The organism is Lysinibacillus sp. RU7, assembly GCF_057837305.1.
Window position 1 is genome coordinate 17808 of sequence record NZ_JBYQFK010000007.1, and the last position, 24260, is coordinate 42067.

At 39.8% G+C, this 24260-nt stretch carries 36 protein-coding genes; 2 read left to right on the plus strand and 34 right to left on the minus strand.

The window, feature by feature from the left end:
- Positions 1-48: 48 nt before the first annotated feature.
- The 28 genes from rpsK to AC3II9_RS06935 all read right to left on the minus strand — a co-directional run bounded on the left by rpsK (position 49) and on the right by AC3II9_RS06935 (position 13721).
- Positions 49-438: a 30S ribosomal protein S11 gene (gene rpsK, locus AC3II9_RS06800; protein WP_053997247.1), complete on the minus strand. Its 390-nt coding sequence runs from the start codon at positions 436-438 to the stop codon at positions 49-51.
- Positions 439-464: 26 nt separating this feature from the next.
- Positions 465-830, minus strand: coding sequence for a 30S ribosomal protein S13 (rpsM, locus tag AC3II9_RS06805; RefSeq protein WP_391374258.1), 366 nt, complete (start codon positions 828-830; stop codon positions 465-467).
- Positions 831-854: 24 nt separating this feature from the next.
- On the minus strand, positions 855-968 hold the full coding sequence (gene rpmJ, locus AC3II9_RS06810) for a 50S ribosomal protein L36 (protein ID WP_000868344.1): 114 nt from the start codon (positions 966-968) through the stop codon (positions 855-857).
- 37 nt (positions 969-1005) lie between these two features.
- A complete protein-coding gene (infA, locus tag AC3II9_RS06815) occupies positions 1006-1224 on the minus strand; it encodes a translation initiation factor IF-1 (protein WP_016839390.1) in 219 nt (72 codons plus the stop codon).
- Positions 1225-1648: 424 nt separating this feature from the next.
- Entirely contained in the window at positions 1649-2302 is a 654-nt protein-coding gene (locus AC3II9_RS06820) for an adenylate kinase (RefSeq protein ID WP_391374264.1), read from the minus strand.
- An 80-nt stretch (positions 2303-2382) separates the two neighbouring features.
- Complete coding sequence (gene secY, locus AC3II9_RS06825) at positions 2383-3678, minus strand: preprotein translocase subunit SecY (protein WP_489154277.1); 1296 nt, start codon at positions 3676-3678, stop codon at positions 2383-2385.
- Complete coding sequence (gene rplO, locus AC3II9_RS06830; protein ID WP_036151926.1) at positions 3678-4118, minus strand: 50S ribosomal protein L15; 441 nt, start codon at positions 4116-4118, stop codon at positions 3678-3680. The genes secY and rplO overlap by 1 nt, the downstream gene beginning before the upstream one ends.
- Before the next feature lie 35 nt (positions 4119-4153).
- A complete protein-coding gene (gene rpmD, locus AC3II9_RS06835) occupies positions 4154-4336 on the minus strand; it encodes a 50S ribosomal protein L30 (protein ID WP_425325067.1) in 183 nt (60 codons plus the stop codon).
- 10 nt (positions 4337-4346) lie between these two features.
- Positions 4347-4847: a 30S ribosomal protein S5 gene (rpsE, locus tag AC3II9_RS06840; RefSeq protein WP_391374273.1), complete on the minus strand. Its 501-nt coding sequence runs from the start codon at positions 4845-4847 to the stop codon at positions 4347-4349.
- A gap of 21 nt (positions 4848-4868) precedes the next feature.
- On the minus strand, positions 4869-5228 hold the full coding sequence (gene rplR / locus AC3II9_RS06845; RefSeq protein WP_431028425.1) for a 50S ribosomal protein L18: 360 nt from the start codon (positions 5226-5228) through the stop codon (positions 4869-4871).
- A gap of 32 nt (positions 5229-5260) precedes the next feature.
- A complete protein-coding gene (gene rplF / locus AC3II9_RS06850) occupies positions 5261-5800 on the minus strand; it encodes a 50S ribosomal protein L6 (RefSeq protein ID WP_391374278.1) in 540 nt (179 codons plus the stop codon).
- A gap of 31 nt (positions 5801-5831) precedes the next feature.
- A complete protein-coding gene (gene rpsH / locus AC3II9_RS06855) occupies positions 5832-6230 on the minus strand; it encodes a 30S ribosomal protein S8 (protein WP_391374281.1) in 399 nt (132 codons plus the stop codon).
- 30 nt (positions 6231-6260) lie between these two features.
- Positions 6261-6446 carry a type Z 30S ribosomal protein S14 gene (locus tag AC3II9_RS06860; RefSeq protein ID WP_004233656.1) on the minus strand — a complete coding sequence of 62 codons (186 nt, stop codon included), beginning with the start codon at positions 6444-6446 and terminating at the stop codon, positions 6261-6263.
- A gap of 22 nt (positions 6447-6468) precedes the next feature.
- Positions 6469-7008, minus strand: coding sequence for a 50S ribosomal protein L5 (gene rplE, locus AC3II9_RS06865; protein ID WP_391374284.1), 540 nt, complete (start codon positions 7006-7008; stop codon positions 6469-6471).
- 29 nt (positions 7009-7037) lie between these two features.
- On the minus strand, positions 7038-7346 hold the full coding sequence (gene rplX, locus AC3II9_RS06870) for a 50S ribosomal protein L24 (protein ID WP_431028427.1): 309 nt from the start codon (positions 7344-7346) through the stop codon (positions 7038-7040).
- 37 nt (positions 7347-7383) lie between these two features.
- Positions 7384-7752, minus strand: a complete 369-nt coding sequence (gene rplN / locus AC3II9_RS06875) for a 50S ribosomal protein L14 (RefSeq protein ID WP_042478646.1) — start codon at positions 7750-7752, stop codon at positions 7384-7386.
- Positions 7753-7797: 45 nt separating this feature from the next.
- Positions 7798-8061 (minus strand): 30S ribosomal protein S17, encoded by a 264-nt coding sequence (gene rpsQ, locus AC3II9_RS06880; RefSeq protein WP_391374291.1) that lies wholly within the window; start codon positions 8059-8061, stop codon positions 7798-7800.
- Positions 8062-8085: 24 nt separating this feature from the next.
- On the minus strand, positions 8086-8283 hold the full coding sequence (rpmC, locus tag AC3II9_RS06885) for a 50S ribosomal protein L29 (RefSeq protein WP_042478642.1): 198 nt from the start codon (positions 8281-8283) through the stop codon (positions 8086-8088).
- Positions 8273-8707, minus strand: coding sequence for a 50S ribosomal protein L16 (gene rplP, locus AC3II9_RS06890; RefSeq protein WP_391374294.1), 435 nt, complete (start codon positions 8705-8707; stop codon positions 8273-8275). Before rplP ends, rpmC begins: the two co-directional genes overlap by 11 nt.
- A 2-nt stretch (positions 8708-8709) precedes the next feature.
- Complete coding sequence (gene rpsC, locus AC3II9_RS06895; RefSeq protein ID WP_391374298.1) at positions 8710-9366, minus strand: 30S ribosomal protein S3; 657 nt, start codon at positions 9364-9366, stop codon at positions 8710-8712.
- Positions 9367-9369: 3 nt separating this feature from the next.
- The gene (rplV, locus tag AC3II9_RS06900) at positions 9370-9714 is read right to left on the minus strand and encodes a 50S ribosomal protein L22 (protein WP_391374299.1); all 345 of its coding nucleotides are present in this window, start codon (positions 9712-9714) and stop codon (positions 9370-9372) included.
- Positions 9715-9736: 22 nt separating this feature from the next.
- Entirely contained in the window at positions 9737-10015 is a 279-nt protein-coding gene (gene rpsS, locus AC3II9_RS06905) for a 30S ribosomal protein S19 (RefSeq protein WP_391374302.1), read from the minus strand.
- Positions 10016-10075: 60 nt separating this feature from the next.
- Positions 10076-10906: a 50S ribosomal protein L2 gene (gene rplB, locus AC3II9_RS06910; RefSeq protein WP_391374304.1), complete on the minus strand. Its 831-nt coding sequence runs from the start codon at positions 10904-10906 to the stop codon at positions 10076-10078.
- 44 nt (positions 10907-10950) lie between these two features.
- Positions 10951-11235 carry a 50S ribosomal protein L23 gene (gene rplW / locus AC3II9_RS06915; protein ID WP_391374307.1) on the minus strand — a complete coding sequence of 95 codons (285 nt, stop codon included), beginning with the start codon at positions 11233-11235 and terminating at the stop codon, positions 10951-10953.
- On the minus strand, positions 11235-11858 hold the full coding sequence (gene rplD, locus AC3II9_RS06920; protein WP_431028431.1) for a 50S ribosomal protein L4: 624 nt from the start codon (positions 11856-11858) through the stop codon (positions 11235-11237). Before rplD ends, rplW begins: the two co-directional genes overlap by 1 nt.
- A 26-nt stretch (positions 11859-11884) precedes the next feature.
- The gene (gene rplC, locus AC3II9_RS06925; RefSeq protein WP_391374313.1) at positions 11885-12514 is read right to left on the minus strand and encodes a 50S ribosomal protein L3; all 630 of its coding nucleotides are present in this window, start codon (positions 12512-12514) and stop codon (positions 11885-11887) included.
- 47 nt (positions 12515-12561) lie between these two features.
- Positions 12562-12870 (minus strand): 30S ribosomal protein S10, encoded by a 309-nt coding sequence (gene rpsJ / locus AC3II9_RS06930; protein ID WP_004233624.1) that lies wholly within the window; start codon positions 12868-12870, stop codon positions 12562-12564.
- Between the two features lie 509 nt (positions 12871-13379).
- Positions 13380-13721 (minus strand): winged helix-turn-helix transcriptional regulator, encoded by a 342-nt coding sequence (locus AC3II9_RS06935; RefSeq protein WP_489154279.1) that lies wholly within the window; start codon positions 13719-13721, stop codon positions 13380-13382.
- Between the two features lie 133 nt (positions 13722-13854).
- Between AC3II9_RS06935 and AC3II9_RS06940 the strand changes: the two genes are divergently transcribed.
- Entirely contained in the window at positions 13855-14484 is a 630-nt protein-coding gene (locus AC3II9_RS06940; RefSeq protein WP_489154281.1) for a nitroreductase family protein, read from the plus strand.
- A 160-nt stretch (positions 14485-14644) separates the two neighbouring features.
- Here AC3II9_RS06940 and AC3II9_RS06945 read toward each other — a convergent pair whose 3' ends face one another.
- From AC3II9_RS06945 to AC3II9_RS06960, 4 genes are all read right to left on the minus strand, one after another.
- On the minus strand, positions 14645-16627 hold the full coding sequence (locus tag AC3II9_RS06945; RefSeq protein ID WP_489154283.1) for an FtsX-like permease family protein: 1983 nt from the start codon (positions 16625-16627) through the stop codon (positions 14645-14647).
- Entirely contained in the window at positions 16617-17378 is a 762-nt protein-coding gene (locus AC3II9_RS06950) for an ABC transporter ATP-binding protein (RefSeq protein WP_489154285.1), read from the minus strand. Before AC3II9_RS06950 ends, AC3II9_RS06945 begins: the two co-directional genes overlap by 11 nt.
- Positions 17379-17481: 103 nt before the next feature.
- Positions 17482-18474 (minus strand): sensor histidine kinase, encoded by a 993-nt coding sequence (locus AC3II9_RS06955; protein WP_489154287.1) that lies wholly within the window; start codon positions 18472-18474, stop codon positions 17482-17484.
- A complete protein-coding gene (locus tag AC3II9_RS06960) occupies positions 18471-19148 on the minus strand; it encodes a response regulator transcription factor (RefSeq protein WP_489154289.1) in 678 nt (225 codons plus the stop codon). The genes AC3II9_RS06955 and AC3II9_RS06960 overlap by 4 nt, the downstream gene beginning before the upstream one ends.
- Before the next feature lie 241 nt (positions 19149-19389).
- On the opposite strand from AC3II9_RS06960, the gene AC3II9_RS06965 reads away from it, so the two are divergent.
- Positions 19390-20277, plus strand: a complete 888-nt coding sequence (locus AC3II9_RS06965; protein WP_489154291.1) for a LysR family transcriptional regulator — start codon at positions 19390-19392, stop codon at positions 20275-20277.
- Positions 20278-20331: 54 nt separating this feature from the next.
- Here the strand turns inward: AC3II9_RS06965 and AC3II9_RS06970 are convergent, their stop codons facing one another.
- The gene (locus AC3II9_RS06970; protein ID WP_489154293.1) at positions 20332-22515 is read right to left on the minus strand and encodes a malate synthase G; all 2184 of its coding nucleotides are present in this window, start codon (positions 22513-22515) and stop codon (positions 20332-20334) included.
- A 453-nt stretch (positions 22516-22968) separates the two neighbouring features.
- Complete coding sequence (tuf, locus tag AC3II9_RS06975) at positions 22969-24156, minus strand: elongation factor Tu (RefSeq protein ID WP_391374339.1); 1188 nt, start codon at positions 24154-24156, stop codon at positions 22969-22971.
- Positions 24157-24260 lie beyond the last annotated feature (104 nt).

Here is a 24260-nt window from a genome sequence, read left to right on the forward strand (position 1 = left end):
TTGCACAAGAAATGATGTTACCTAAGGAATATCCTTAAGTTGCACCCACTACACGCGACGACGTTTTGGCGGACGGCAACCGTTATGAGGAACTGGTGTAACGTCTTTAATTGCAGTTACTTCTAGACCAGCAGCTTGAAGTGCACGGATAGCAGCTTCACGACCTGCACCAGGACCTTTAACAGTTACTTCCAACGTTTTCAGACCATGTTCAAGGGATGCTTTCGCAGCAGTTTCTGCAGCCATTTGAGCAGCAAATGGAGTTGATTTACGTGAACCACGGAAACCAAGTGCACCAGCTGAAGACCAAGAAACAGCGTTACCTTGCATATCTGTAATCGTTACGATTGTATTGTTGAATGTAGAACGAATGTGTGCGATACCAGCTTCGATATTCTTTTTCACACGACGTTTACGAGTTTGTTGTTTACGAGCCATGTTAAGAAGGAACCTCCTTTACTTAATTATTTTTTCTTGTTCGCTACAGTCTTACGAGGACCTTTACGCGTACGCGCGTTGTTCTTCGTATTTTGACCACGAACTGGTAAACCACGACGGTGACGGATACCACGGAATGAAGCGATCTCCATTAAACGTTTGATGTTTAATGAAATTTCACGGCGTAAATCACCTTCAGTTTTATATGTGTCTAATTGTTCACGGATTTGGTTTAATTGATCTTCTGAAAGATCGCGTACGCGGATATTTTCGTCAATACCAGCTGCCGCTAATACTTTTTGAGAAGTCGTTTTACCAATACCGTAAATGTAAGTTAATGAAATTACCACGCGTTTGTCGCGAGGAATGTCAACACCAGCAATACGTGCCATGTACGTTGTGCACCTCCTTAAATATTACCCTTGTTTTTGTTTGTGTTTAGGATTTTCACAGATTACCATTACTTTACCGCGTCGGCGAATTACTTTACATTTTTCGCAGATCGGTTTCACAGATGGTCTCACTTTCATCTAACCTAACCTCCTTAATAGTCCGGAGTGCAAAAGATTATTTAAAACGGTATGTGATACGACCGCGAGTTAAATCATAAGGAGATAACTCAATAGTAACCTTATCTCCAGGTAGGATACGAATAAAGTGCATACGAATCTTTCCAGAAACGTGTGCAAGCACCGTGTGCCCATTTTCTAATTCTACCTTAAACATCGCGTTTGGCAAAGTCTCAACAACTGTCCCTTCGACTTCAATTACATCGTCTTTCGCCATCAACCCTTAGCTCCCTTCTATATGCAATTTCTGATTCCCCTGAGAATCAAAGCAACTGTTTTCTTCTAGTAAGAAGCAACCCATTAACATATGTCCGGATTGTATGAGAGATGTTTGAAAGACGCTCGTCTGGTTTCGCTTCACACAATCCACGGAATAGAACAGGTCCGGTTAAGGAACTGTCTTCCTTATGTTCATACGATAGCCGGAATGTCTAGGATGGACTACCCCCACCCATTTACACAGATGCTTCCACGAAACCCATTATACCTTTTTTCTGAAGTGTCCACACGCCGTAGCGCTCAATTTCGTCTATAAAGATATATACCGGGCACAATATGCTTTTGCAACTCTCAAAAAATTGTTTTCCTGTTGCCTCCGCTTTTGACCTTACGCAGAAGCGTATCTAGCGCCCGGTCAGGTATCAGCTGCGGATGCCCTGTAATAGAGCGTCAAGATCAGCGAATACTTTTTCAATATCCTGCTGTCCATCAATATTCGTTAAAACGCCTTTCGCTTGATAAAAATCAAGTAAAGGTTGTGCTTGATTCATATTTACTTCCAGACGGTTTGTTACCGTTTCAGGATTATCATCTGCACGTGTGTAAAGCTCACCGCCATCTTTATCACATTTTCCTTCCTCTTTTGGAGGATTGAAAACAAGGTGATAAGATGCACCACAAGATTTACAAATACGACGACCACTTAGGCGTGCTACTAGTTCATCTTTTTCTACTTGGATGTTGATTGTATGCTCAACCGGACGACCAAGCTCTTCTAAAATGTGATCTAGTGCTTCTGCTTGCGGAACTGTACGTGGGAATCCATCTAATAAGAATCCTTTTTCACAATCCGCTTGTGAAAGTCGCTCACGAACGATACCAATCGTTACTTCATCTGGAACTAATTGTCCTTGATCCATAAACGATTTAGCTTGTAAGCCTAGTTCTGTGCCTTCTTTAATTGCAGCACGAAACATATCGCCTGTAGAAATATGAGGGATTGCGTACTTCTCAACAATTTTCTCTGCCTGAGTACCTTTACCTGCACCAGGTAGACCCATTAAAACGATATTCATACGTAATTTCTCCCCCTGTAACAAAACTTATCTACTGTGATAGCTGGTTAAGGAAACAAAGACGTTTCCCTAAACCTGCATTATTTCATAAAGCCTTTATAATGACGTTTCACTAGTTGCGATTCTAGTTGTTTCATTGTCTCTAACGCTACACCAACTACGATAATTAAACTCGTACCACCAATCTGCACTGAAGCAGGAAGGTTCATAAAGTTAATAAATAGAATCGGAATAGCTGAGATGACAACAAGGAAAATTGCCCCTACGAAAGTTAAACGGTAAAGAACTTTTGTTAAATAAGTTTGCGTATCATTCCCTGGACGAATGCCTGGAATGTATGCGCCTTGTTTTTTCAAGTTGTCAGCCACATTTTCAGGATTCACTTGAATGAATGCATAGAAGTATGTGAATGCAATGATCAGCGTAACATAGACTATAAAACCAACAGGATGTGTATACTGCAGATTATTTGTAATCCAAGTCGTTACACTATTTTGACCAAAGAATGTAGCAAGCGTTTGAGGTGTTACAAGGAACGCTACTGAGAAGATTACCGGAATAACCCCTGCAGCATTTACTTTTAACGGTAAGTGCGTTTGTTGTCCACCAACCGCCTGACCACGACCGGCAACTCGTTTTGCATATTGAATCGGGATTTTACGTAATGCTTGTTGTACGTAAATGACCCCTACAATAATAGCTAATAGCACTAAAACTAAAAGAGCTAAAATGGCAATGTTAATGAATAACTGTTCACCAGCACCTTCAATTTGTTGTGCATATACTTGGTTCACTGCGTTTGGAATCGCGGCGGCAATACCAGCGAAGATAATAATGGAAATACCATTACCAACACCATACGCAGTAATTTGTTCAGCTAACCACAGAAGGAATGCTGTCCCAGCTGTCAGTACAATGGCAATTGTTAAATAAGATCCAATGCTTGTATCTGTAATCAATGATCCACCGTAGAATTGGTTGAAACCAAACGACATCGCAAATGATTGAATAAAGCCAAGCACGATCGTAAAGTAACGAGTGAATTGCGCGAGTTTACGTCGCCCTACTTCACCTTGCTTTGCCCACTCTGCAAACTTTGGTACAACGTCCATTTGCAATAACTGAACAATGATTGAGGCTGTAATGTACGGCATAATCCCCATCGCAAAGATAGAGAAGTTAGACAGTGCACCACCGCCAAATGTATTGAGGAAGCCAACAAGATTAAACTCGTCAGTCGCCTTTAATACATTTGCGTCAACGTTTGGTACCGGGATAAATGTCCCGATACGAAAAACGATTAACATTAAAAGTGTGAAGATGATTTTATTTCGTATATCTCGAACGCGCATAAAGTTAGAGATCGTCTGAAACATTAAATCACCTCAGTTGTTCCGCCAGCATTCTCGATTGCTTCTTTAGCAGAAGCTGAGAACTTGTGAGCTTTTACAGTAAGCTTCACATTTAAAGTTCCGTTACCTAAAACTTTAATGCCTGCTTTCTCGTTGCTCACTACACCAGTTTCTAATAATAATGCAGGTGTTACTTCTGCACCATCTTCGAAACGGTTTAATGCATCAAGGTTAACGATAGCATACTCTTTACGGTTGATGTTCGTAAAGCCGCGTTTCGGTAAACGACGGAAAAGTGGGTTTTGACCCCCCTCAAATCCTGGGCGAACGCCGCCGCCTGAACGAGCGTTTTGACCTTTATGACCTTTACCTGCAGTTTTACCGTTACCAGAACCGATACCACGACCAACACGGTTACGCTCTTTACGAGATCCTTCTGCTGGTTTTAACTCATGAAGTTTCATTATAGGTGGCACCTCCTTGTTCAATGTTGTTGAAATTAAATTTCTTTTACAGTAACTAAGTGAGCTACTTTTGTTAACATACCGCGAATAGCTGCATTGTCAGCTTGTTCAACAGTTTGGTTTGTTTTACGTAAGCCTAAAGCTTCAATCGTTTTACGCTGTGCCGGTTTAGAACCGATAACAGATTTAGTAAGGGTGATTTGTAATTTAGCCATTATAATTCCCCCCTTATCCTAATAATTCTTCCACTGATTTACCGCGTAGCTTTGCAACGTCCTCTGCGCGTTTTAATTCAGCTAAACCTGCTACAGTTGCACGCACCATATTGATTGGTGTGTTTGAACCTAGAGATTTTGAAAGAATATCAGTAATACCAGCAAGTTCTAGTACGGCACGTACTGGACCACCAGCGATAACTCCTGTACCAGGAGCTGCAGGTTTAATTAAGATTGAACCTGCACCGAAGCGACCTTGCACTAAGTGTGGAGTAGTTCCACCTACGCGTGGTACTTCGATTAAGTTTTTCTTCGCGTCTTCAACAGCTTTGCGGATTGCGTCTGGTACCTCTTGCGCTTTACCAGTACCGAAACCTACATGACCGTTTTTATCTCCAACTACAACTAATGCAGTGAAGCGGAAGCGACGACCACCTTTAACAACTTTAGCAACACGGTTAATTGTAACTACGCGTTCTTCAAGTTCTAATTTGTTTGCGTCAATGCGACTCATGAAGTATGTCCCTCCTTCTTATTAAAATTCTAAGCCGTTTTCACGTGCAGCTTCAGCTAAAGCTTTTACACGTCCATGATATAAGTAACCACCACGGTCAAATACCACAGTAGTAATATTTTTTTCAACAGCGCGTTTTGCGATGATTTCACCGATTTTCGCAGCTGCTTCTACGTTTGAACCAGCACCCTCGAATTCTTTTTCTTGAGTGTTAGCAGAAACTAAAGTTACGCCAGCTACGTCATCGATAAGTTGTGCATAAATGTTCTTGTTTGAACGGAATACGTTTAAACGAGGACGTACAGCAGTACCAGAGATTTTAGCACGAACACGCCCATGACGTTTCTTACGAACTTGATTTTTATCTTGTTTCGTAATCATAGAGGTCACTCCTTTCTAATGCTTATGCAGCATTATTTACCTGTTTTACCTTCTTTACGACGAACGAATTCGCCTTCGTAACGGATACCTTTACCTTTGTATGGCTCTGGTGGACGAACGTCACGAATGTTAGATGCTAATGCACCAACGCGTTCTTTAGAAATACCTTTTACGATAATTTTCGTGTTTGAAGGAACTTCGATCTCTAAGCCTTCTTCTGGTGTGAACTCTACTGGATGAGAGTAACCTACGTTCAGTACAAGCTTTTTACCTTGTAATTGAGCACGGTAACCAACACCGATAAGTTCTAGAGAGCGTGTGAAACCTTCAGAAACACCAGTTACCATGTTAGCTAGTAACGCACGAGTTGTACCGTGGTTTGTACGGTGTTCTTTAGACTCAGAAGGACGAACAACAGTAACGATGTTGCCTTCTTGCTCGATTTTCATATCTTGATGGAATTGACGAGTTAATTCGCCTTTAGGACCTTTCACTGTAACTGTGTTATCAGCAGCGACCGCAATAGTTACACCTGCAGGTACCTCGATAAGTTTTTTACCTACGCGAGACATTTAGTTGCACCTCCATTCTTTTTGTTGCTAATTACCAAACGTATGCTAAGATTTCTCCGCCAACTTTTTTAGCGCGAGCTTCTTTGTCAGTTAATAAACCTTGTGAAGTTGATACTAAAGCGATACCAAGACCGTTTAATACTTTTGGCACTTCATCAGTTTTAGCGTATACACGTAAACCTGGTTTAGAAATACGTTTTAAGCCAGTGATAACGCGCTCGTTATCCTTACCGTATTTTAAGAAGATACGGATGATACCTTGCTTGTTGTCTTCTACGTACTCTACGTCACGGATGAAACCTTCACGCTTTAAGATTTCAGCGATTTGTTTTTTAAGGTTAGAAGCCGGAACCTCTAACTTCTCGTGACGAACCATGTTCGCATTACGGATGCGAGTAAGCATATCTGCAATCGGATCAGTCATTGTCATGAAAATTTACCTCCTTCCCAAATTAGGGGATTACCAGCTGGCTTTTTTAACGCCAGGAATTTGTCCCTTATATGCAAGTTCACGGAAACAAATACGGCAAAGTTTAAATTTGCGGTATACAGAATGTGGACGACCACAGCGTTCACAGCGTGTATATTCTTGAACTTTAAACTTTTGCTTACGTTGTTGTTTAACGATCATTGATTTTTTAGCCACGTTTTCGCCCTCCTTGTTTTAATTACTTTTGGAACGGCATACCGAATTGTGTCAATAACTCGCGAGCTTCTTCATCAGAATTCGCAGTCGTTACGATCACGATGTCCATACCGCGTACTTTCGAAACTTTATCGTAATCGATTTCAGGGAAAATTAGTTGCTCTTTCACACCTAAAGTGTAGTTACCGCGACCATCGAATGCTTTTTTAGAAACACCACGGAAGTCACGTACACGTGGAAGTGCGATAGCGATTAATTTATCCAAGAATTCATACATACGCTCACCGCGTAATGTAACTTTAGCACCGATAGGCATACCTTCACGTAAACGGAAACCTGCGATCGATTTTTTCGCTTTAGTTACTACTGGTTTTTGACCAGTGATAATTGTTAATTCTTCAACAGCTGCATCTAGAGCTTTAGAGTTTTGAACTGCGTCACCAACACCCATGTTGATTACGATTTTCTCAACTTTTGGCAATTGCATAACTGATTTATAACCGAATTTGCTCATAAGAGCTGGAGAAACTTCATTTAAATATTTTTCTTTAAGGCGGCTCATGTAGTTTTACCTCCCTTCATGGTTTACTATTAGTCGATTACTACACCGGATTTTTTTGCAACACGAACTTTTTTGCCGTTTTCGATTTTGTAACCTACACGAGTCGGCTCGCCAGATTTTGGATCGATTAGCATTACGTTCGAAACGTGGATTGCAGCTTCTTGAGATACAATACCACCTTGTGGGTTAAGTTGGTTAGGTTTAACGTGTTTCTTAACGATGTTTACACCTTCAACAAGAACGCGGTCTTGTTTAGGATAAGCAGCTAAGATAACGCCCTCTTTACCTTTATCTTTACCAGTAATTACTTTTACTTTGTCGCCCTTTTTAACATGCATTATGTGTCGCACCTCCTTGATTGGTACTGTCATGAAATTAAAGAACTTCTGGAGCTAGAGAAACGATCTTCATGAAGTTGCTATCACGTAATTCACGTGCAACAGGTCCGAAAATACGAGTTCCGCGTGGAGACTTATCATCTTTGATGATTACGCAAGCGTTCTCGTCAAACTTGATATAAGTACCGTCTTTACGACGTACACCCGATTTTGTGCGAACGATAACAGCCTTAACAACGTCACCTTTCTTGACAACGCCACCTGGTGTTGCTTTCTTAACTGTACATACGACGATATCGCCGATGTTAGCAGTTTTACGTCCAGAACCACCAAGTACTTTAATTGTTAATACTTCACGTGCACCTGAGTTGTCAGCAACTTTCATACGACTTTCTTGTTGGATCACTTAGGTTACCTCCCTCCGGAATTTGGTTTATTTCCGAAATAGTTATTAGATAATAACCGCTTTTTCTACAACTTCCACTACGCGGAAACGTTTAGTAGCTGATAGCGGGCGAGTTTCCATGATACGTACGATATCACCGATTTTCGCTGTGTTTAACTCATCATGAGCTTTAAACTTTTTAGAGTACTTTACACGCTTACCGTATAATTTGTGCTTCTTATATGTTTCAACAAGAACAGTAACTGTTTTGTCCATTTTGTCAGAAACAACACGGCCAGTGTAAACTTTGCGTTGATTACGCTCAGTCATGCCTGAAAACCTCCTTTATCAGTTTTATTGTGCACTGATTTCTCTTTCACGAATCACAGTTTTCATACGCGCAATCGCTTTACGAACTTCACGAATGCGAGCTGTGTTTTCTAATTGACCAGTCGCCAATTGGAAGCGAAGGTTGAAAAGCTCTTCTTTCAGTGATTTCACTTTTAATTCAATTTCAGAAGTGGCAAGGTCACGGATTTCATTAGCTTTCATTAGATTCACCACCAGTTTCTTGACGTTTTACGATCTTACATTTAACAGGAAGTTTGTGTGATGCTAAACGAAGTGCTTCGCGTGCGATTTCTTCAGATACGCCAGCGATTTCGAACATTACTTTTCCTGGTTTTACTACTGCTACCCAGCCTTCAGGAGAACCTTTACCAGAACCCATGCGGACTTCTAGAGGCTTTTTAGTGTAAGGCTTATGCGGGAAGATTTTAATCCAAACTTTACCGCCACGTTTCATGTAACGTGTCATAGCAATACGGGCAGATTCGATTTGACGGTTTGTAATCCAAGATGCTGTAGTAGCTTGTAAGCCCCACTCACCGAAAACTACTTCTTTACCGCCTTTCGCTTCACCACGCATGTTACCACGGTGTTCACGACGATATTTAACGCGTTTAGGTAATAACATAATTATTTGCCTCCTTCCTCAGAGTTCTTCTTAGTCGGAAGGACTTCACCACGGTAGATCCATACTTTAACACCTAACTTACCATAAGTAGTATCAGCTTCAGCGTGTGCATAGTCGATGTCAGCACGTAAAGTATGAAGTGGAACAGTTCCTTCAGAATAGTGTTCAGCACGCGCGATATCAGCGCCACCTAAACGACCAGATACTTGAGTTTTGATACCTTTTGCACCAGCGCGCATTGAGCGTTGGATTGCTTGCTTTTGAGCACGGCGGAATGATACGCGGTTCTCAAGTTGACGAGCGATATTTTCAGCTACTAAACGAGCATCTAAATCCGCTTTTTTGATTTCAACGATGTTGATGTGTACACGCTTGCCAGTTAAATCAGATAAGTATTTACGTAAGTTTTCAACTTCCGTACCGCCTTTACCGATTACCATACCTGGTTTCGCAGTGTGAATTGTGATGTTTACGCGGTTTGCAGCGCGTTCGATTTCAACTTTAGATACAGATGCATCTTTCAGTGAAGTCTCGATATATTTACGAACTTTGATGTCTTCGTGTAAAAGATCAGCATAGTCTTTTTCAGCGTACCATTTTGACTCCCAGTCACGAATAACACCAACGCGTAGTCCTATTGGATGTACTTTTTGACCCACGGATTAAACCTCCTTCTTCTCAGATACCACTACAGTAATGTGGCTTGTGCGTTTGTTAATTGCGCTTGCACGTCCTTGAGCACGTGGACGGAAACGTTTTAATGTTGGACCTTCGTCAACAAAAACTTCAGAAACAACTAGGTTGTTAATATCTAACTCATAGTTGTGTTCGGCGTTAGCAACTGCAGATTTTAATACTTTCTCAACGACTGGAGACGCCGCTTTTGGAGTATGACGTAAAATTGCAACTGCTTCACCAACTTGCTTACCTCGGATTAAGTCTACAACTAGACGTACTTTACGAGGAGCGATACGAACTGTACGAGCGATAGCTTTAGCTTGTGTCATTAGGATTTACCTCCTCTCAAAATTAGCGTCTTGTTTTCTTGTCATCTGCACCGTGACCTTTATAAGCACGTGTCGGTGCGAACTCACCAAGCTTATGACCTACCATATCTTCAGTGATGTATACAGGTACGTGTTTACGTCCGTCGTATACAGCGATCGTTAAACCGATGAAGTTCGGGAAGATAGTAGAACGGCGAGACCAAGTTTTAATCACTTGTTTTTTCTCAGAAGCCTCTTGCGCTTCCACCTTTTTCATTAGGTGGTCATCGACAAAAGGTCCTTTCTTTAAGCTGCGACCCATTTAGGAACCTCCCTCCGTGATTCCACCACGGCTCTCCGTGCGAACCGTAGTTTAACCACATTATTTTTTACGACTACGAATAATAAACTTAGAAGTTTTATTTTTCTTTTTGCGTGTTTTATAACCAAGAGCTGGTTTACCCCATGGTGTCATTGGAGATTTACGTCCGATTGGAGAACGTCCTTCACCACCACCGTGTGGGTGATCGTTAGGGTTCATTACAGAACCACGTACAGTTGGGCGTTTACCTAACCAACGAGAGCGACCTGCTTTACCGATGTTAATAAGTTCGTGTTGCTCGTTACCAACTTGACCAATTGTAGCACGGCAAGTAGCTAATACTAAGCGAACTTCACCAGATTGAAGACGAACGATTACGTATTTACCTTCACGACCAAGTACTTGTGCAGAAGTACCAGCAGAACGTACTAATTGTCCACCTTTACCAGGTTTTAACTCGATGTTGTGTACTGTTGTACCCATTGGAATGTTTGCTAATGGTAATGCGTTACCTACTTTAATGTCAGCCTCTGGACCAGAGTAAATCGTTTGACCTACTTCAAGACCTTTCGGAGCTAAGATGTAACGTTTTTCACCGTCAGCGTAGTTAATTAATGCGATATTCGCAGAGCGGTTTGGATCATATTCGATAGTAGCAACGCGTCCTGGAATGCCGTCTTTAAGACGTTTGAAGTCAATTACGCGGTATTGCTTCTTATGACCACCACCATGATGACGAACAGTAATTTTACCTTGGTTGTTACGACCAGCTTTGCGTTTGATTGGTGCTAATAAAGACTTTTCAGGCTTATTAGTTGTAATTTCAGCAAAGTCAGATGACGTCATATTACGACGACCATTTGATGTTGGTTTATACTTTTTAATCGCCATGTGTTTTCCCTCCTTTTATATTGTGCAATGTAACCCGAACTGGATTAGATTTCGAATAATTCGATTTCTTTTGACTCAGCAGTTAATTTAACAATCGCTTTACGACGTTTGTTAGTGTAACCACCAAATTTACCAACGCGTTTGAATTTACCTTTGTAGTTCATGATGTTTACTTTCTCAACTTGAACGCCGAAGATTTCTTCAATTGCATCTTTAACTTGAGTTTTGTTAGCGCGAGTGTCTACTTCGAAAGTATACTTTTTCTCTGCCATAATTTCAGAAGAACGCTCAGTAATGACCGGACGTTTGATGATATCACGTGCTTCCATTATCCAAGCACCTCCTCAACTTTAGTTACTGCATCTTTAGTGAATACAACTTTTTCGTGACCTAAAAGATCAAGAACGTTGATTCCAGCTGCAGTTAAAACAGTAACACCAGGGATGTTACGTGCAGATAACGCTACGTTTTCGTTAAGCTCAGCTGTTACGAAAAGCGCTTTTTTGTTGATTTCTAATGCTTTTAAAATAGCAGCGAAATCTTTTGTTTTTGGTGCATCTAAGTTTAATGCATCAAGAACTAAGAAGTTTTGTTCTAACACTTTAGCTGATAAAGCTGATTTAAGAGCTAAGCGACGAACTTTCTTCGGTAATTTGTAAGAGTAGCTACGTGGAGTTGGACCGAATACGATACCACCACCGCGCCATTGTGGAGAGCGGATCGAACCTTGACGAGCACGACCAGTTCCTTTTTGACGCCATGGCTTACGACCACCACCAGCAACTTCAGAACGGTTTTTAACTTTGTGATTACCTTGACGTAGAGAAGCGCGTTGAGCGATTACTGCGTCGAATAATACTGCTTCGTTTGGCTCGATTCCGAAGATCGCATCGTTTAATTCGATTTCGCCAACTGAAGCACCTGTTTGACTAAGTACAGATACCTTTGTCATTCCTGTGTCCTCCTTTCTTCAGAGAATTATTTAGATTTTACTGCAGTTTTTACTGCAACAAGAGCTTTTTTAGAACCAGGAACATTACCTTTAACTAGTAATAAGTTGCGTTCAGCATCAACCTTAACGATTTCAAGGTTTTGGATTGTTACAACATTACCACCCATTTGACCAGGTAATTTCTTTTGTTTGAATACGCGGTTCGGAGCAACAGGACCCATTGAACCAACACGACGGTGGTAACGAGAACCGTGAGACATAGGACCACGAGATTGTCCGTGACGCTTGATAGCACCTTGGAAACCTTTACCTTTAGTCACACCTGTTACATCAACTACATCGCCTTCTGCGAAAATTTCTACTTTGACTTCTTGACCAACTTCGTATTCTGCCACGTTAACGTTGCGGAACTCACGAATGAAGCGCTTAGGAGCAGTATTTGCTTTAGCTACATGACCTTTTGCTGGTTTGTTAGCAAGCTTTTCGCGTTTGTCTTCGAAACCAACTTGAATTGCTTCGTAACCGTCAGTTTCAACAGTTTTCTTTTGAAGAACTACGTTTGCAGAAGCTTCGATTACTGTTACTGGGATTAAATCGCCGTTTTCAGCGAAAACTTGAGTCATGCCAATTTTTCTACCTAAGATTCCTTTAGCCATTCGTCACACCTCCTATAAATTTTGAAAAGTTATATTTGTTTTTACCATTAAAGTTTGATTTCGATATCAACGCCAGATGGTAAGTCAAGTTTCATTAACGCATCAACAGTTTGTGGTGTTGGGTTAACGATATCGATTAGACGTTTATGCGTACGCATTTCGAATTGCTCACGAGAATCTTTGTACTTGTGAACAGCACGTAGGATTGTGTACACAGACTTTTCAGTTGGTAACGGAATCGGACCTGACACGCTAGCACCTGAACGTTTAGCTGTTTCTACGATTTTTTCAGCAGATTGATCAAGGATACGGTGATCATACGCTTTTAAACGAATACGAATCTTTTGTTTTGCCATAATTTTCCCTCCTTCTCGCCTATTTTCTAGACATTCTCCACGAAAATTTCCCACACACTCGCCATGGCAAAGCGGCCGGGTGTGTCGGCAACCTCTCGCTTCATCGCAGTCAAAGACCAACATTCAACATTATATACAATAAAAAAGAAGTTCGCAAGTGTTTTAGCAAAATTCTTTTTTTATCATCTATAACATTATATCTTTATATGCATTCGCTCTTTTTGAGCCGTTACCTAGTATATAAGAGTATCAAAGCGAAAGCAACCCAAAAGGGAGCAAAGTGCTGTAGATAAAATATTCAGAATACTAAGCGTATATAAATTCTCTTTACTTTAAACAGAGACGTTTATATTAAATAGGAAGATTATATGGATGTATTCAACCGGATACTTTCCTTCCCACTAGAAAAACCGCCAATTTAAAAAATTGACGGCTTTTCTTTGCCTAGTAGGAAATCGTTTACTTATCTAAAAACAAAAAACCGGTTATCGCATCTAACCAGTTTTTTATTATGATTGCTTCGTTGTTTTGTCAAAGTCACATAAATCAATCCATTGTAAAATCGCCTGAATCACTCCATTGAACGCTAAGCCGTTGGGTGTTAGCTCATATTCCACTTTTTTAATAGAAGAGTCTATCAATTTTTTATTGACTAAACCTGTATCTACAAGCTCATTTAGACGTTCTGTTAATAAACGATCTGAAATTCCTGGGATCATGGCGTGAATTTCGTGGTACCTTTTGGGTCCTGGTAATAAGGTATATACAATCATGCCCATCCATCGTTTCCCTATAAATTCTATCGCTTGATGATAGCTACTACATTTATGTGTACAATTCGGTTGAGTCATCTAATAACCTCCCGTCTGTGATTGCAATTTCTCTTATTATAACATAGAAACTTTTTTTGTTTGACGCACTAACTTACTAATGGTAATATTCTATTCAACAACTTACCTTAAGTAAGTTTTAGGAGGAATTATTATGTTAACAACAACAGCATCAAATCTATATACAATCATGGAAGAAAGAAAATCTGTTCGTAAATACGACCCTGCTTTTAAAATGACACAAGCAGAACTGGCAGAAATTATTACGAAAGCAACTAGTGCACCATCTTCAAGTAATCTTCAACCATGGAGATTTCTTGTGATCCAAGATGAGGCTATAAAAAAAGAACTTCGCGAAATTGCTAACAATCAAGAGCAAATTGAAACATCTGCAGCAGTAATTGCCGTTTTAGGGGATGCTGACATGTATAAAAATGTTGAAAAGATTTACACACAAAATGTAGCTGAAGGTCATATGGGAGAAGAACAGAAAAATATGATGATTACGAATTCGCTCCGCATGTACCCTTCTGCACCATTCGAAATCAGAAAAAACATTGCAACTTTTGATGCAGGATTAATTTCAATGCAACTCATGCTGATTGCTAAAGAAAAAGGCCTTGATACAGTAACAATGGGCGGTTTTGATAAAGTAAAATTTGCTGAGCGTTTTGAATTACCTGAAAATCAATTTCCTATCGTACTCATCGCCATTGGTAAAGCGGCTGCACCAGCATATGGTTCTTCCCGTTTACCTTTAGAAGACATTGCCCGTTTTATCTAAAACAAAAACTCAGCCGACGTCCAAATGGAGTCTGCTGAGTTTTTCACTTTATTATGTGTAAATGATTTTTTCAATAAAAATCAAATGTATTTTTTAAGGGGAATACAGTTAGCCATCTCTAGGCTTTCGTTAAGCTATCTAGCTGCGAAAGTTGAGTTATTTATAAAGATTGCTTGATCACCTTTTTGTAATAACTGATGGATAATACAGCAAATAGAATATACATCGCTATATACAAGCTCATTGTAATCAGTAATGGAGCCACTAATTCTGAGCCGAATAAAAACCAACCTGACTTCACTGCAAAGTAGCTGTGCAGTAATCCAATGAACAGCGGTACACCGAAGTTAAACGCCTGTTTTGCATAAATGCCGCGCATAATGTCCTGCTGCGAGAAACCGATTTTACGCAAAATCGTATACGATGGTAGCTCCTCATCCGCCTCAGACATTTGCTTAAAGTATAAAATGCTACCTGTTGCAAGTAAGAAAGCTAAGCCAAGGAAGGCAGTAGTGAAAATGATGACCCCCATCGATTTAATCGTTGCACTACGAGCTTGTTCAAATGAAGGTTGGGAAATGGTTTCAACAACCATTTCATCACTTTCTTCATCAAGAACTTCCCTAGAAAGCTTGTTCAGATTCATTGCCTTGTAAAGTGATTCTGCACGTTCTTCATATTCTTCTGTTACCTCAACAGAAATTTGCTTTGCAAAAGGCATCGTTGCTACTGTTGGAATTTCCTCAAATTGTGTATCTGTTACAATAAAGACTGGGGCTCCACCACCAATAGCTAATCCGGCCAACAAATCTTCCCGTACTTCTGTAATACGCATTTCAAAAAGCTGCTCATCTGCCTGTACAGTTGGTACACTCTCTACTTTGATAGGAAGCATTTGTGCCAACATACCTACATGATTGGTCACTAACACGTCTCCCTCTACAAGAGTATACTCTGGTACGATTTGCTGAAAATCAGAAAGTGGTATGACAGTTGTTTCAGCATCTAAATTTATAAGCGGGCTATTTTTTAAATTGACATCTACTATTTCGCTCACATTGACCTTTACCTGCTTTAAGCGATAAGTTGTTGTTTCATAAGGAATATTATTCATTTCAAGCGCCGCTAAAAACTGATCCCCCTCCTCATCAAATACAGTAAAATCGGTAGGTGAAGTAACTCTAGCCTGACTAGCTGCCGAATAATAAGTGATATACGAAAGTGTTGTAATCGCTAGAGACACCGCTGTAAGTACTGTAATGAGCGTTAATGACTTTGCATTCCCCTTCATCCGATGCATAATTGGCGTCAAAGCCAGTACATCAGTCGACTTTAAATGCCCATTTTTCTTTAAACGTATTAAGTTTATAACAAACGAAACAGAAAAACGGAACACTAAAAACGTACCGCCAATGGTCATTACTAAAATGATGATCATATTTAAAAATAAATTGTTCGCACTTTCTAAATCAAATAGTTTTGTTGAAGCATAATAGCCATATACAATTAAACCAATTCCAATCGCTCCAACAACCATTTGTACTACACTAAAGCGCTTCACTCGCTCATCAGCCTGTTTAGACGCTGTGAATAATGATAGTAACGATACACGACGAATGATAAATGCCATTTGAATTAAAATGACGATTAATAAAACCCCAAAAATAAGTGCTGTTCGAACAATCGCTTCCGTACTAAATGTCATGCTGACGACTGCATCATAATCCAACACCTTTAATAAAATCATCGCAAAAATACGAGAGCTTAAAAACCCGACGCTCATTCCAATGACAACTGCTCCGACAAATAAAAGCATATTTTCTAATGCAATTAATCGAACAATTAGCCCTTTCGTCATCCCAATTAACTGATAAAGCCCGATTTCTTTACTGCGGCGCTTCATAAATAAATGATTGGCATATAACACGAAAAACGTCACGATAAAATACAGTAAATACGATGCCGCATCAAATCCAGCTGTAGCTGTACCGCTGTTTTCTGCGGCTTTTAATACAGAGTCATTAAATTGCAACGTAATAAATGAAAAATAGAGCGTGACACTAAAAATAAGCGCGAAAAAGTATAAATAATAATGCTTAATATTTTTTTGCATACTACGTAGGACAAGTTGGCTAAGCGTCATAGCCATCACCACCTAGCACACTTTGCGTATTTAAAATTTGTTGGAAAAATTCATTCCGTGATTTCTCGCCTTTATAAAGCTCCGTATAAATTTGCCCGTCCTTTAAAAATAGCACGCGACTGCAAAAGCTTGCGGCAACAGCATCATGTGTCACCATCATAATCGTTGCCTGCTTTTCTTTATTGATCTTCTCTAAATTTGCAAGTAGCGCCGTAGCCGATTTAGAGTCAAGTGCGCCAGTCGGTTCGTCCGCAAATATAATAGAAGGATTTGAAATGAGGGCACGTGCTGCAGACGTTCGCTGCTTTTGCCCTCCTGAAATTTCATTTGGATATTTACTAATAATATCTTCAATTCCTAAAATCTTCACAAGCTCTTTAAATCTAGCTTCTGCTGCTGCCTTTGGAATTTTACTGATTGACAAGGGAAGCAAAATATTTTCCTTTACCGTTAATGTATCGAGTAAATTATAATCTTGGAATATAAAGCCTAGTTGCTCGCGTCGGAAGTTGGCGAGTACTTTTTCTTTCATCCCTTGTAATTTTTGTCCGTTGATTTCCACTAGTCCTTCTGAAACAGCATCAATCGAACATAGCACATTTAATAACGTCGTTTTCCCCGACCCTGAAGGCCCCATAATGCCGACGAATTCCCCTTTGTTGACTTCTAAATCTATTCCCTTTAATACTTCCTGTTGTAATGCACGTTTACCATACGTTTTACGAATTTTCCTTGCGATTAAAATCGGCATCTCTCTCATCCTTTACTTCAACTTGTTGCTTTTATTTTATCTTGTTCATCTTTTCGTTTCGTTCGTTTTACATGACAAATAAAAACGGTACATGACATTTTCGTCACATACCGTACGATTTATGATATTCATTGTCCATTGGAAACTGCATGGTCACCGTTGTTCCTACATTGACTTGTGACGTCATCTGAAGGCGAATCCCTAATTTCTCGGCAGATTGCTTCGCTAAATAGAGGCCCATCCCTGTGGCAGTCATCGTTTCTCGGCCAATGGTACCCGTATACGATTTTTGAAAGACACGTGGTAAATCTTCCGCTGCAATCCCACAACCAACATCTTGCACGTGCAAACACATATGCCCTTGTGTATCTTGTTCTGTATAAATATGAATTTCCGTATTCGGTTTACTGTACTTCACCGCATTCGAGAAAATTTGTCTAAAAATAAACCCAAGCCATTTGGCATCCGTTGTCACTACTTCCTCTAACTCGCCTATTTCGATCCCAATGCCTTTTTCTAAGCACCACGAACGCAGCTCGCGTATTTCTTTATAAATAACCGATTGCAATACAACTTTCTCTAACCGATTATCCTTTTCAATCGTAGATAGGCGTGTCGCATGGAGTTGCTGATCCAGTAATAAATAAATGCGGAGCCATTCATATTCGATCCGCTCTTTTAATGTCTCTTGTTCTATTTGATCGGTCATTAGCTTCAGCGCGGTCATTGGGGATTTCATTTCATGTACCCAAGCAAGAATTTCATCATGTCGCTCTAATGCATCTAGCTTTTGCTTGTTCATTTGTTGCTCTAGTTCATGTATTGTTTTATTCACGTGCTGTAACATTTGTCGCTGAAATGGCGAGACTTCATCCTCCACTGCAGCCCCACTACAAAAAGTGCGCAACTGCTTTGATTCTTTTACATAACGCCAGCTAAAGAAAATGAGGAAAAGCAGTACGTTTATTAGGTTGATGTACCGTATCGATACATCGGAAAAGCCATCATCTAAAAAGAATAAAATATTCATCCATAGTTGCAGACAGATAAAAAAAACAATCCATGCAAGCCGTTCTTTCAAAAATAGCCACATCATTGTGACACCGCCATATAACCGAGCCCTTTTTTCGTCACAATGACATCTTCTAAACCAATTTCCTCAAGTCGTTGACGCAGTCGATTCACATTGACCGTTAAAGTATTGTCGTTAACGAAGCGTTCATCATCCCAAAGCTTTCGCATCAATTCATCCCGCGACACAATTTGTCCACTCGATTTAAGCAACACCTTCAAAATAAATAGCTCATTTTTCGTTAACTCAATGTGCTTCCCATCATATTCAACCGTTGCACGATCATAATCAATGATAGCCCCGTTCCACCGTAGCATTTCAGTTGGTTGTTCTTGATAGTCATATGTACGTCGAAGTAATGCCTGTACTTTTGCTAATAATACTTCCATATGAAAGGGCTTTTGCACAAAATCATCCGCCCCCATTTGCATCGCCATCACCATATCCATCGGGTGATCTCGTGAGGATAAAAATAAAATCGGCACTTTGGAAATCGCTCGTATTTCTCGGCACCAATGAAACCCATCAAAGGCCGGTAATTGAATATCAATAATGACCAGTTGCGGCTGCTCCGCTAAAAAATCATCTAGTACGCGCTGAAAGTCGGCTGGTCCTATTACGTCAATCGACCACTGTGCGAAGCGTTCCCTAATGACTTCGAAAATCGATTCATCATCTTCTATTAAATATACTTTCACGTCTCCCGCCCCTCTCAAGAAATGTTCATCTATTATTATACACTTTTTGTAAAATACCAATATATACAAGTATGTAACAAAATAGCAAAGTATTTTGATTTTGTTGTTGATTTCTAATATTTCCGATTAATTGTATAATGAGTAGTAATTGTGTTTTACATTCATATAAATACTTTTATATGAAACATCTTCTATATTGCTATAACAATTAATTTATTTCTGTTTATAAGGAGGGCTTGTTTTGGACATTCGTCAAATTGAATACTTTGCAGAGGTTGCGAGACATCTAAGTTTTACAAAAGCTGCTTCTACTTTACATGTATCACAGCCTTCTATTAGTAAAGCTATTCAAAATTTAGAAGCCGAGTTAGGTGTACCGTTATTTTATCGCTCATCTAAGCAGTTAGAGCTAACAGATGCAGGGCAGGCGGTGTTAGTGAATGCGAAGCAAGTATTAGAAGCATTTAAAAATTTACGCTCTGAGTTAACCGACTTAATGGATTTAAAAAAAGGCCAAATCCGTATCGGCATTCCACCGATTGTCGGTGCAGAGTTTTTCACAAAATTAGTAAGTCAGTATAAGGAGCAATACCCTTATATTGAAATTATCTTATCTGAGGTGGGGACGAAAAAGATTCGCGAAGGGGTGGAAGCAGGGGAATTAGATATTGGCCTAATTTGCAATTTATGCATCGCGACTAATCAATTGGAAACGATTAGTATATTAAAGGACCCACTAATGTTAATTGTTCATCCGGATCATCCACTAGCTACTCGTCCTTTTATCAAATTATCTGAGCTAAAAAAAGAAACATTTGTCATGTACCGTAAAGACTTCACTTTATATGACCGTATCGTGGAAGAATGCGCTAAATACGGTTTTGTTCCTAACATTGCTTGTGAAACATCACAGAAAGATTTAATTATTGAAATGGTCGCAGCTAAGCTAGGGATTGCTTTACTTCCTAAAAAAATTTGTGAGAAAATAAAGGATGATACAATTGTAGCTATCCCATTTGATGAAGAACATATCTTCTTAGAACTAGGGATGGCGTGGAAAAAAAATAAATATTTATCCTATGCTGTACGGGAGTTTATTGCACTGACGCACGATTTTATTTCTGACTAAACAAAAAGACACATCTCTAAGTGAGATTGTGTCTTTTTTAATGCAGTGTATTGCTTAAGCGTTTACTGTGCTACCGTATTTCGCTTTTGCTTCTAAACGTTTTTTGTGTAGGATTGGCTCTGTATAGCCGTTTGGTTGATCGTAGCCTTTAAATACTAACTCACAAGCTGCTTGGAATGCGACAGATTCTTCGTAGTTTGGCGCCATTGGACGGTATGTTGCATCGCCCGCATTTTGCTCATCTACGACTTTCGCCATGCGCTCCATTGTTTCAACAACTTGTTCTTCTGTACAAATCCCGTGATGTAACCAGTTTGCCACGTGTTGACTAGAAATACGAAGCGTTGCACGGTCTTCCATCAGGCCGATGTCGTTGATGTCAGGTACTTTCGAACAACCTACCCCTTGTTCTACCCAGCGTACAACATAGCCTAAAATACCTTGCGCATTATTATCTAATTCTTGTTGGATTTCCTCTGGGCTCCAGTCTGTTGTTGGTGAAACTGGAATTTGTAAAATCGAATCTGTGAAGTCCTCTGAGCTCGATAAACCTTTTTGTACGTCTTTTACGTTTACTTGATGATAGTGTGTTGCGTGTAATGTCGCAGCTGTTGGTGATGGTACCCAAGCCGTGTTTGCCCCTGCTTGTGGATGGCCGATTTTTTGCTTTAACATTTCCGCCATTAAATCTGGCATTGCCCACATACCTTTACCGATTTGCGCGCGACCTTGTAAGCCCGCATCAAGCCCTACTACTACGTTTGATTTTTCATACGCTTGTAACCAAGTAGAAGATTTGATTTCATTTTTGCGAATCATTGGGCCAACTTCCATTGATGTATGGATTTCATCACCTGTACGATCTAGGAAGCCTGTGTTAATGAATACAACACGGTCTTTTACTTCTTTAATACATGCTTTTAAATTTAATGATGTACGGCGCTCTTCATCCATTACACCAATTTTTAGTGTGAATCGCTCTAAGCCAAGTAAATCTTCTACGCGACCAAATAGTTTGTTAGCAAATGCCACTTCTTGTGGACCATGCATTTTTGGTTTTACGATATAAATAGAGCCTTTTTGAGAGTTTTTATGTTGGCCATTACCTAATAGCTCATGTTTTGAGATTAAGCTTGTCATAACGCCATCTAAAATTCCTTCCGGTACTTCATTTCCATCTTTATCCAAAATAGCGCTATTTGTCATTAAGTGCCCAACGTTACGCACAAACATTAATGAACGACCTGATAATGTAATTGTTTCACCGTTTACCCCTGTATATGTGCGGTCAGGATTTAATGTACGTTCTACTGTTTTGGAACCTTTTTGGAACGTAGCGACTAAATCACCTTTCATTAAACCTAACCAGTTGCTGTATACTAATACTTTATCTTCTGCATCCACCGCTGCAACAGAGTCTTCACAGTCCATAATTGTTGTAACAGCTGATTCTAATACGATATCTTTCACACCTGCTGCATCCGTCTTGCCGATAGGATGCTCACGGTCGATTTGAATTTCGATGTGTAAATCATTGTTTTTTACTAACACAACTGTTGGCTCTTCAAGTGTGCCTTGATAGCCTACTAATTTTGAAGCATCTTCAAGACCAGTAGTTTCACCGTTTTGTAATGTAGCGACTAACTCGCCATCTACAATTGCATATTTTACTACATCTGTATGTGAAGCACCTTTCAGCGCCACCGCTTGATCTAATACATTTTTAGAATAAGCAATTACCTTTTCCCCACGAACAGGATTGTAGCCTTTGCCTTTTTCAGCACCGTCTTCTTCACTAATTGCGTCTGTACCATATAACGCATCATATAGACTTCCCCAACGAGCATTCGCTGCATTGATAGCATAACGAGCGTTGTTTACTGGTACTACTAATTGTGGACCCGCTTGCACAGCAATCGCATCATCTACATTTTCAGTTGAAACTTTGAATGGTTCCACTTTTGGCTCAAGGTACCCAATTTCTTGTAGGAATGATTTGTATGCATTAAAATCAAAGTTCTCTTTGTTTTCCTTATGCCAGTTATTAATTAGTTCTTGTAGCTCATCACGACGTGCTAAAAGTGCTTTATTTTCCGGTGCTAAATCGTGAATTAATGTATCAAATCCAGCCCAAAATTGCGCTTGCTCTACACCGCTTTCTGGAAGCGCTTTTGTATTTACAAAATCATAAAGCTCAGAAGCTACTTGAAGATTTCCTACTTGAATATACTTTGTCATAAATAAATCCCCCTTGTGACTACTCACTAATAAGAGAAAACTCTCTCCCCTTGCGTACCCTCATTATAAATCGATTCCCCTTTAGAAATGAAATACATATTTTGAATAGTCATTATTCGATTTAGTTATATAACAATTTTAAATAATCAAAATTGTTATATAACTGAAAGGGTTGCAGTCTTATAGATAAATAAGTAGGACGTATTTTAGCTAGAGTAGGGCAATGTAAATACCTTTAAAAAGCTAATATATATTGGCAAGCGTGCTTATTTACCTTTTACTGTTAATAAACGGGTGTGAAACATTGATTTCCACCGGGCATACTTCAGTTATACTCGCTACCCTTCGCTTTTAGATCGTTATTTTTTTAAGAAAAAGTATATTTTCCAAAAACAACAAAAAAACCTTGAGAGCGTCCCCTCAAGGTTTTTAGAAAATTAGCGTTAGCTAAAATTATTTTTGGATAGAAGCAACTACGCCAGCGCCTACAGTACGGCCACCCTCACGGATAGAGAATTTAGTACCTTCTTCAAGAGCGATTGGAGCGATAAGTTCTACTGTCATTTCGATGTTATCGCCAGGCATTACCATTTCAACGCCTTCTGGTAAGTTACAGATACCTGTTACGTCAGTTGTACGGAAGTAGAACTGAGGACGGTAGTTAGAGAAGAATGGAGTATGACGGCCACCCTCTTCTTTTGATAAAACGTAAACTTCAGCTTTGAAGTTTGTGTGTGGAGTAATTGAACCTGGTTTAGCTAATACTTGACCACGTTGGATATCTTCACGAGCTACACCACGAAGTAAAGCACCGATGTTGTCTCCAGCTTCAGCGTAGTCTAATAATTTACGGAACATTTCTACACCAGTAACAGTTGTAGATTTTGCTTCTTCTTGAAGACCAACGATCTCAACTACGTCACCAACTTTAACTTGACCACGTTCAACACGGCCAGTTGCTACTGTACCACGACCAGTGATAGAGAATACGTCCTCTACTGGCATCATGAATGGTTTGTCAGTTTGACGCTCTGGAGTTGGGATGTAAGAATCTACAGCATCCATTAATTCAACGATTTTTTCTTCCCATTGAGCTTCGCCTTCAAGAGCTTTAAGAGCAGAACCTTTGATTACAGGAATATCATCGCCTGGGAAGTCATATTCAGAAAGTAGGTCACGGATTTCCATTTCTACTAATTCTAATAATTCTTCGTCGTCAACCATATCACATTTGTTCATGAATACTACTAAGTAAGGAACACCTACTTGACGAGATAAAAGGATGTGCTCACGAGTTTGTGGCATTGGGCCGTCAGCAGCAGATACTACTAAGATACCGCCGTCCATTTGAGCAGCACCAGTGATCATGTTTTTAACATAGTCAGCGTGTCCTGGGCAGTCAACGTGTGCATAGTGACGAGTTTCAGTTTCATATTCTACGTGAGAAGTATTGATTGTAATACCACGCTCTTTTTCTTCTGGAGCGTTATCGATGTCAGCGTAAGATTTAGCTTCGCCACCCATTTTTTTAGATAATACTGTTGCGATAGCAGCAGTTAAAGTTGTTTTACCATGGTCAACGTGTCCGATTGTACCAATGTTAGCATGCGTTTTCGAACGGTCAAATTTTTCTTTAGCCATTAGAGAAAGCCTCCTAAATATATGTTTTAGTTTTTTTATGTTATAACTGCATGGCAAGCAAGGGCCCTTCCTTGCCATGTCAATCATAGCTTACAAGTTATTTA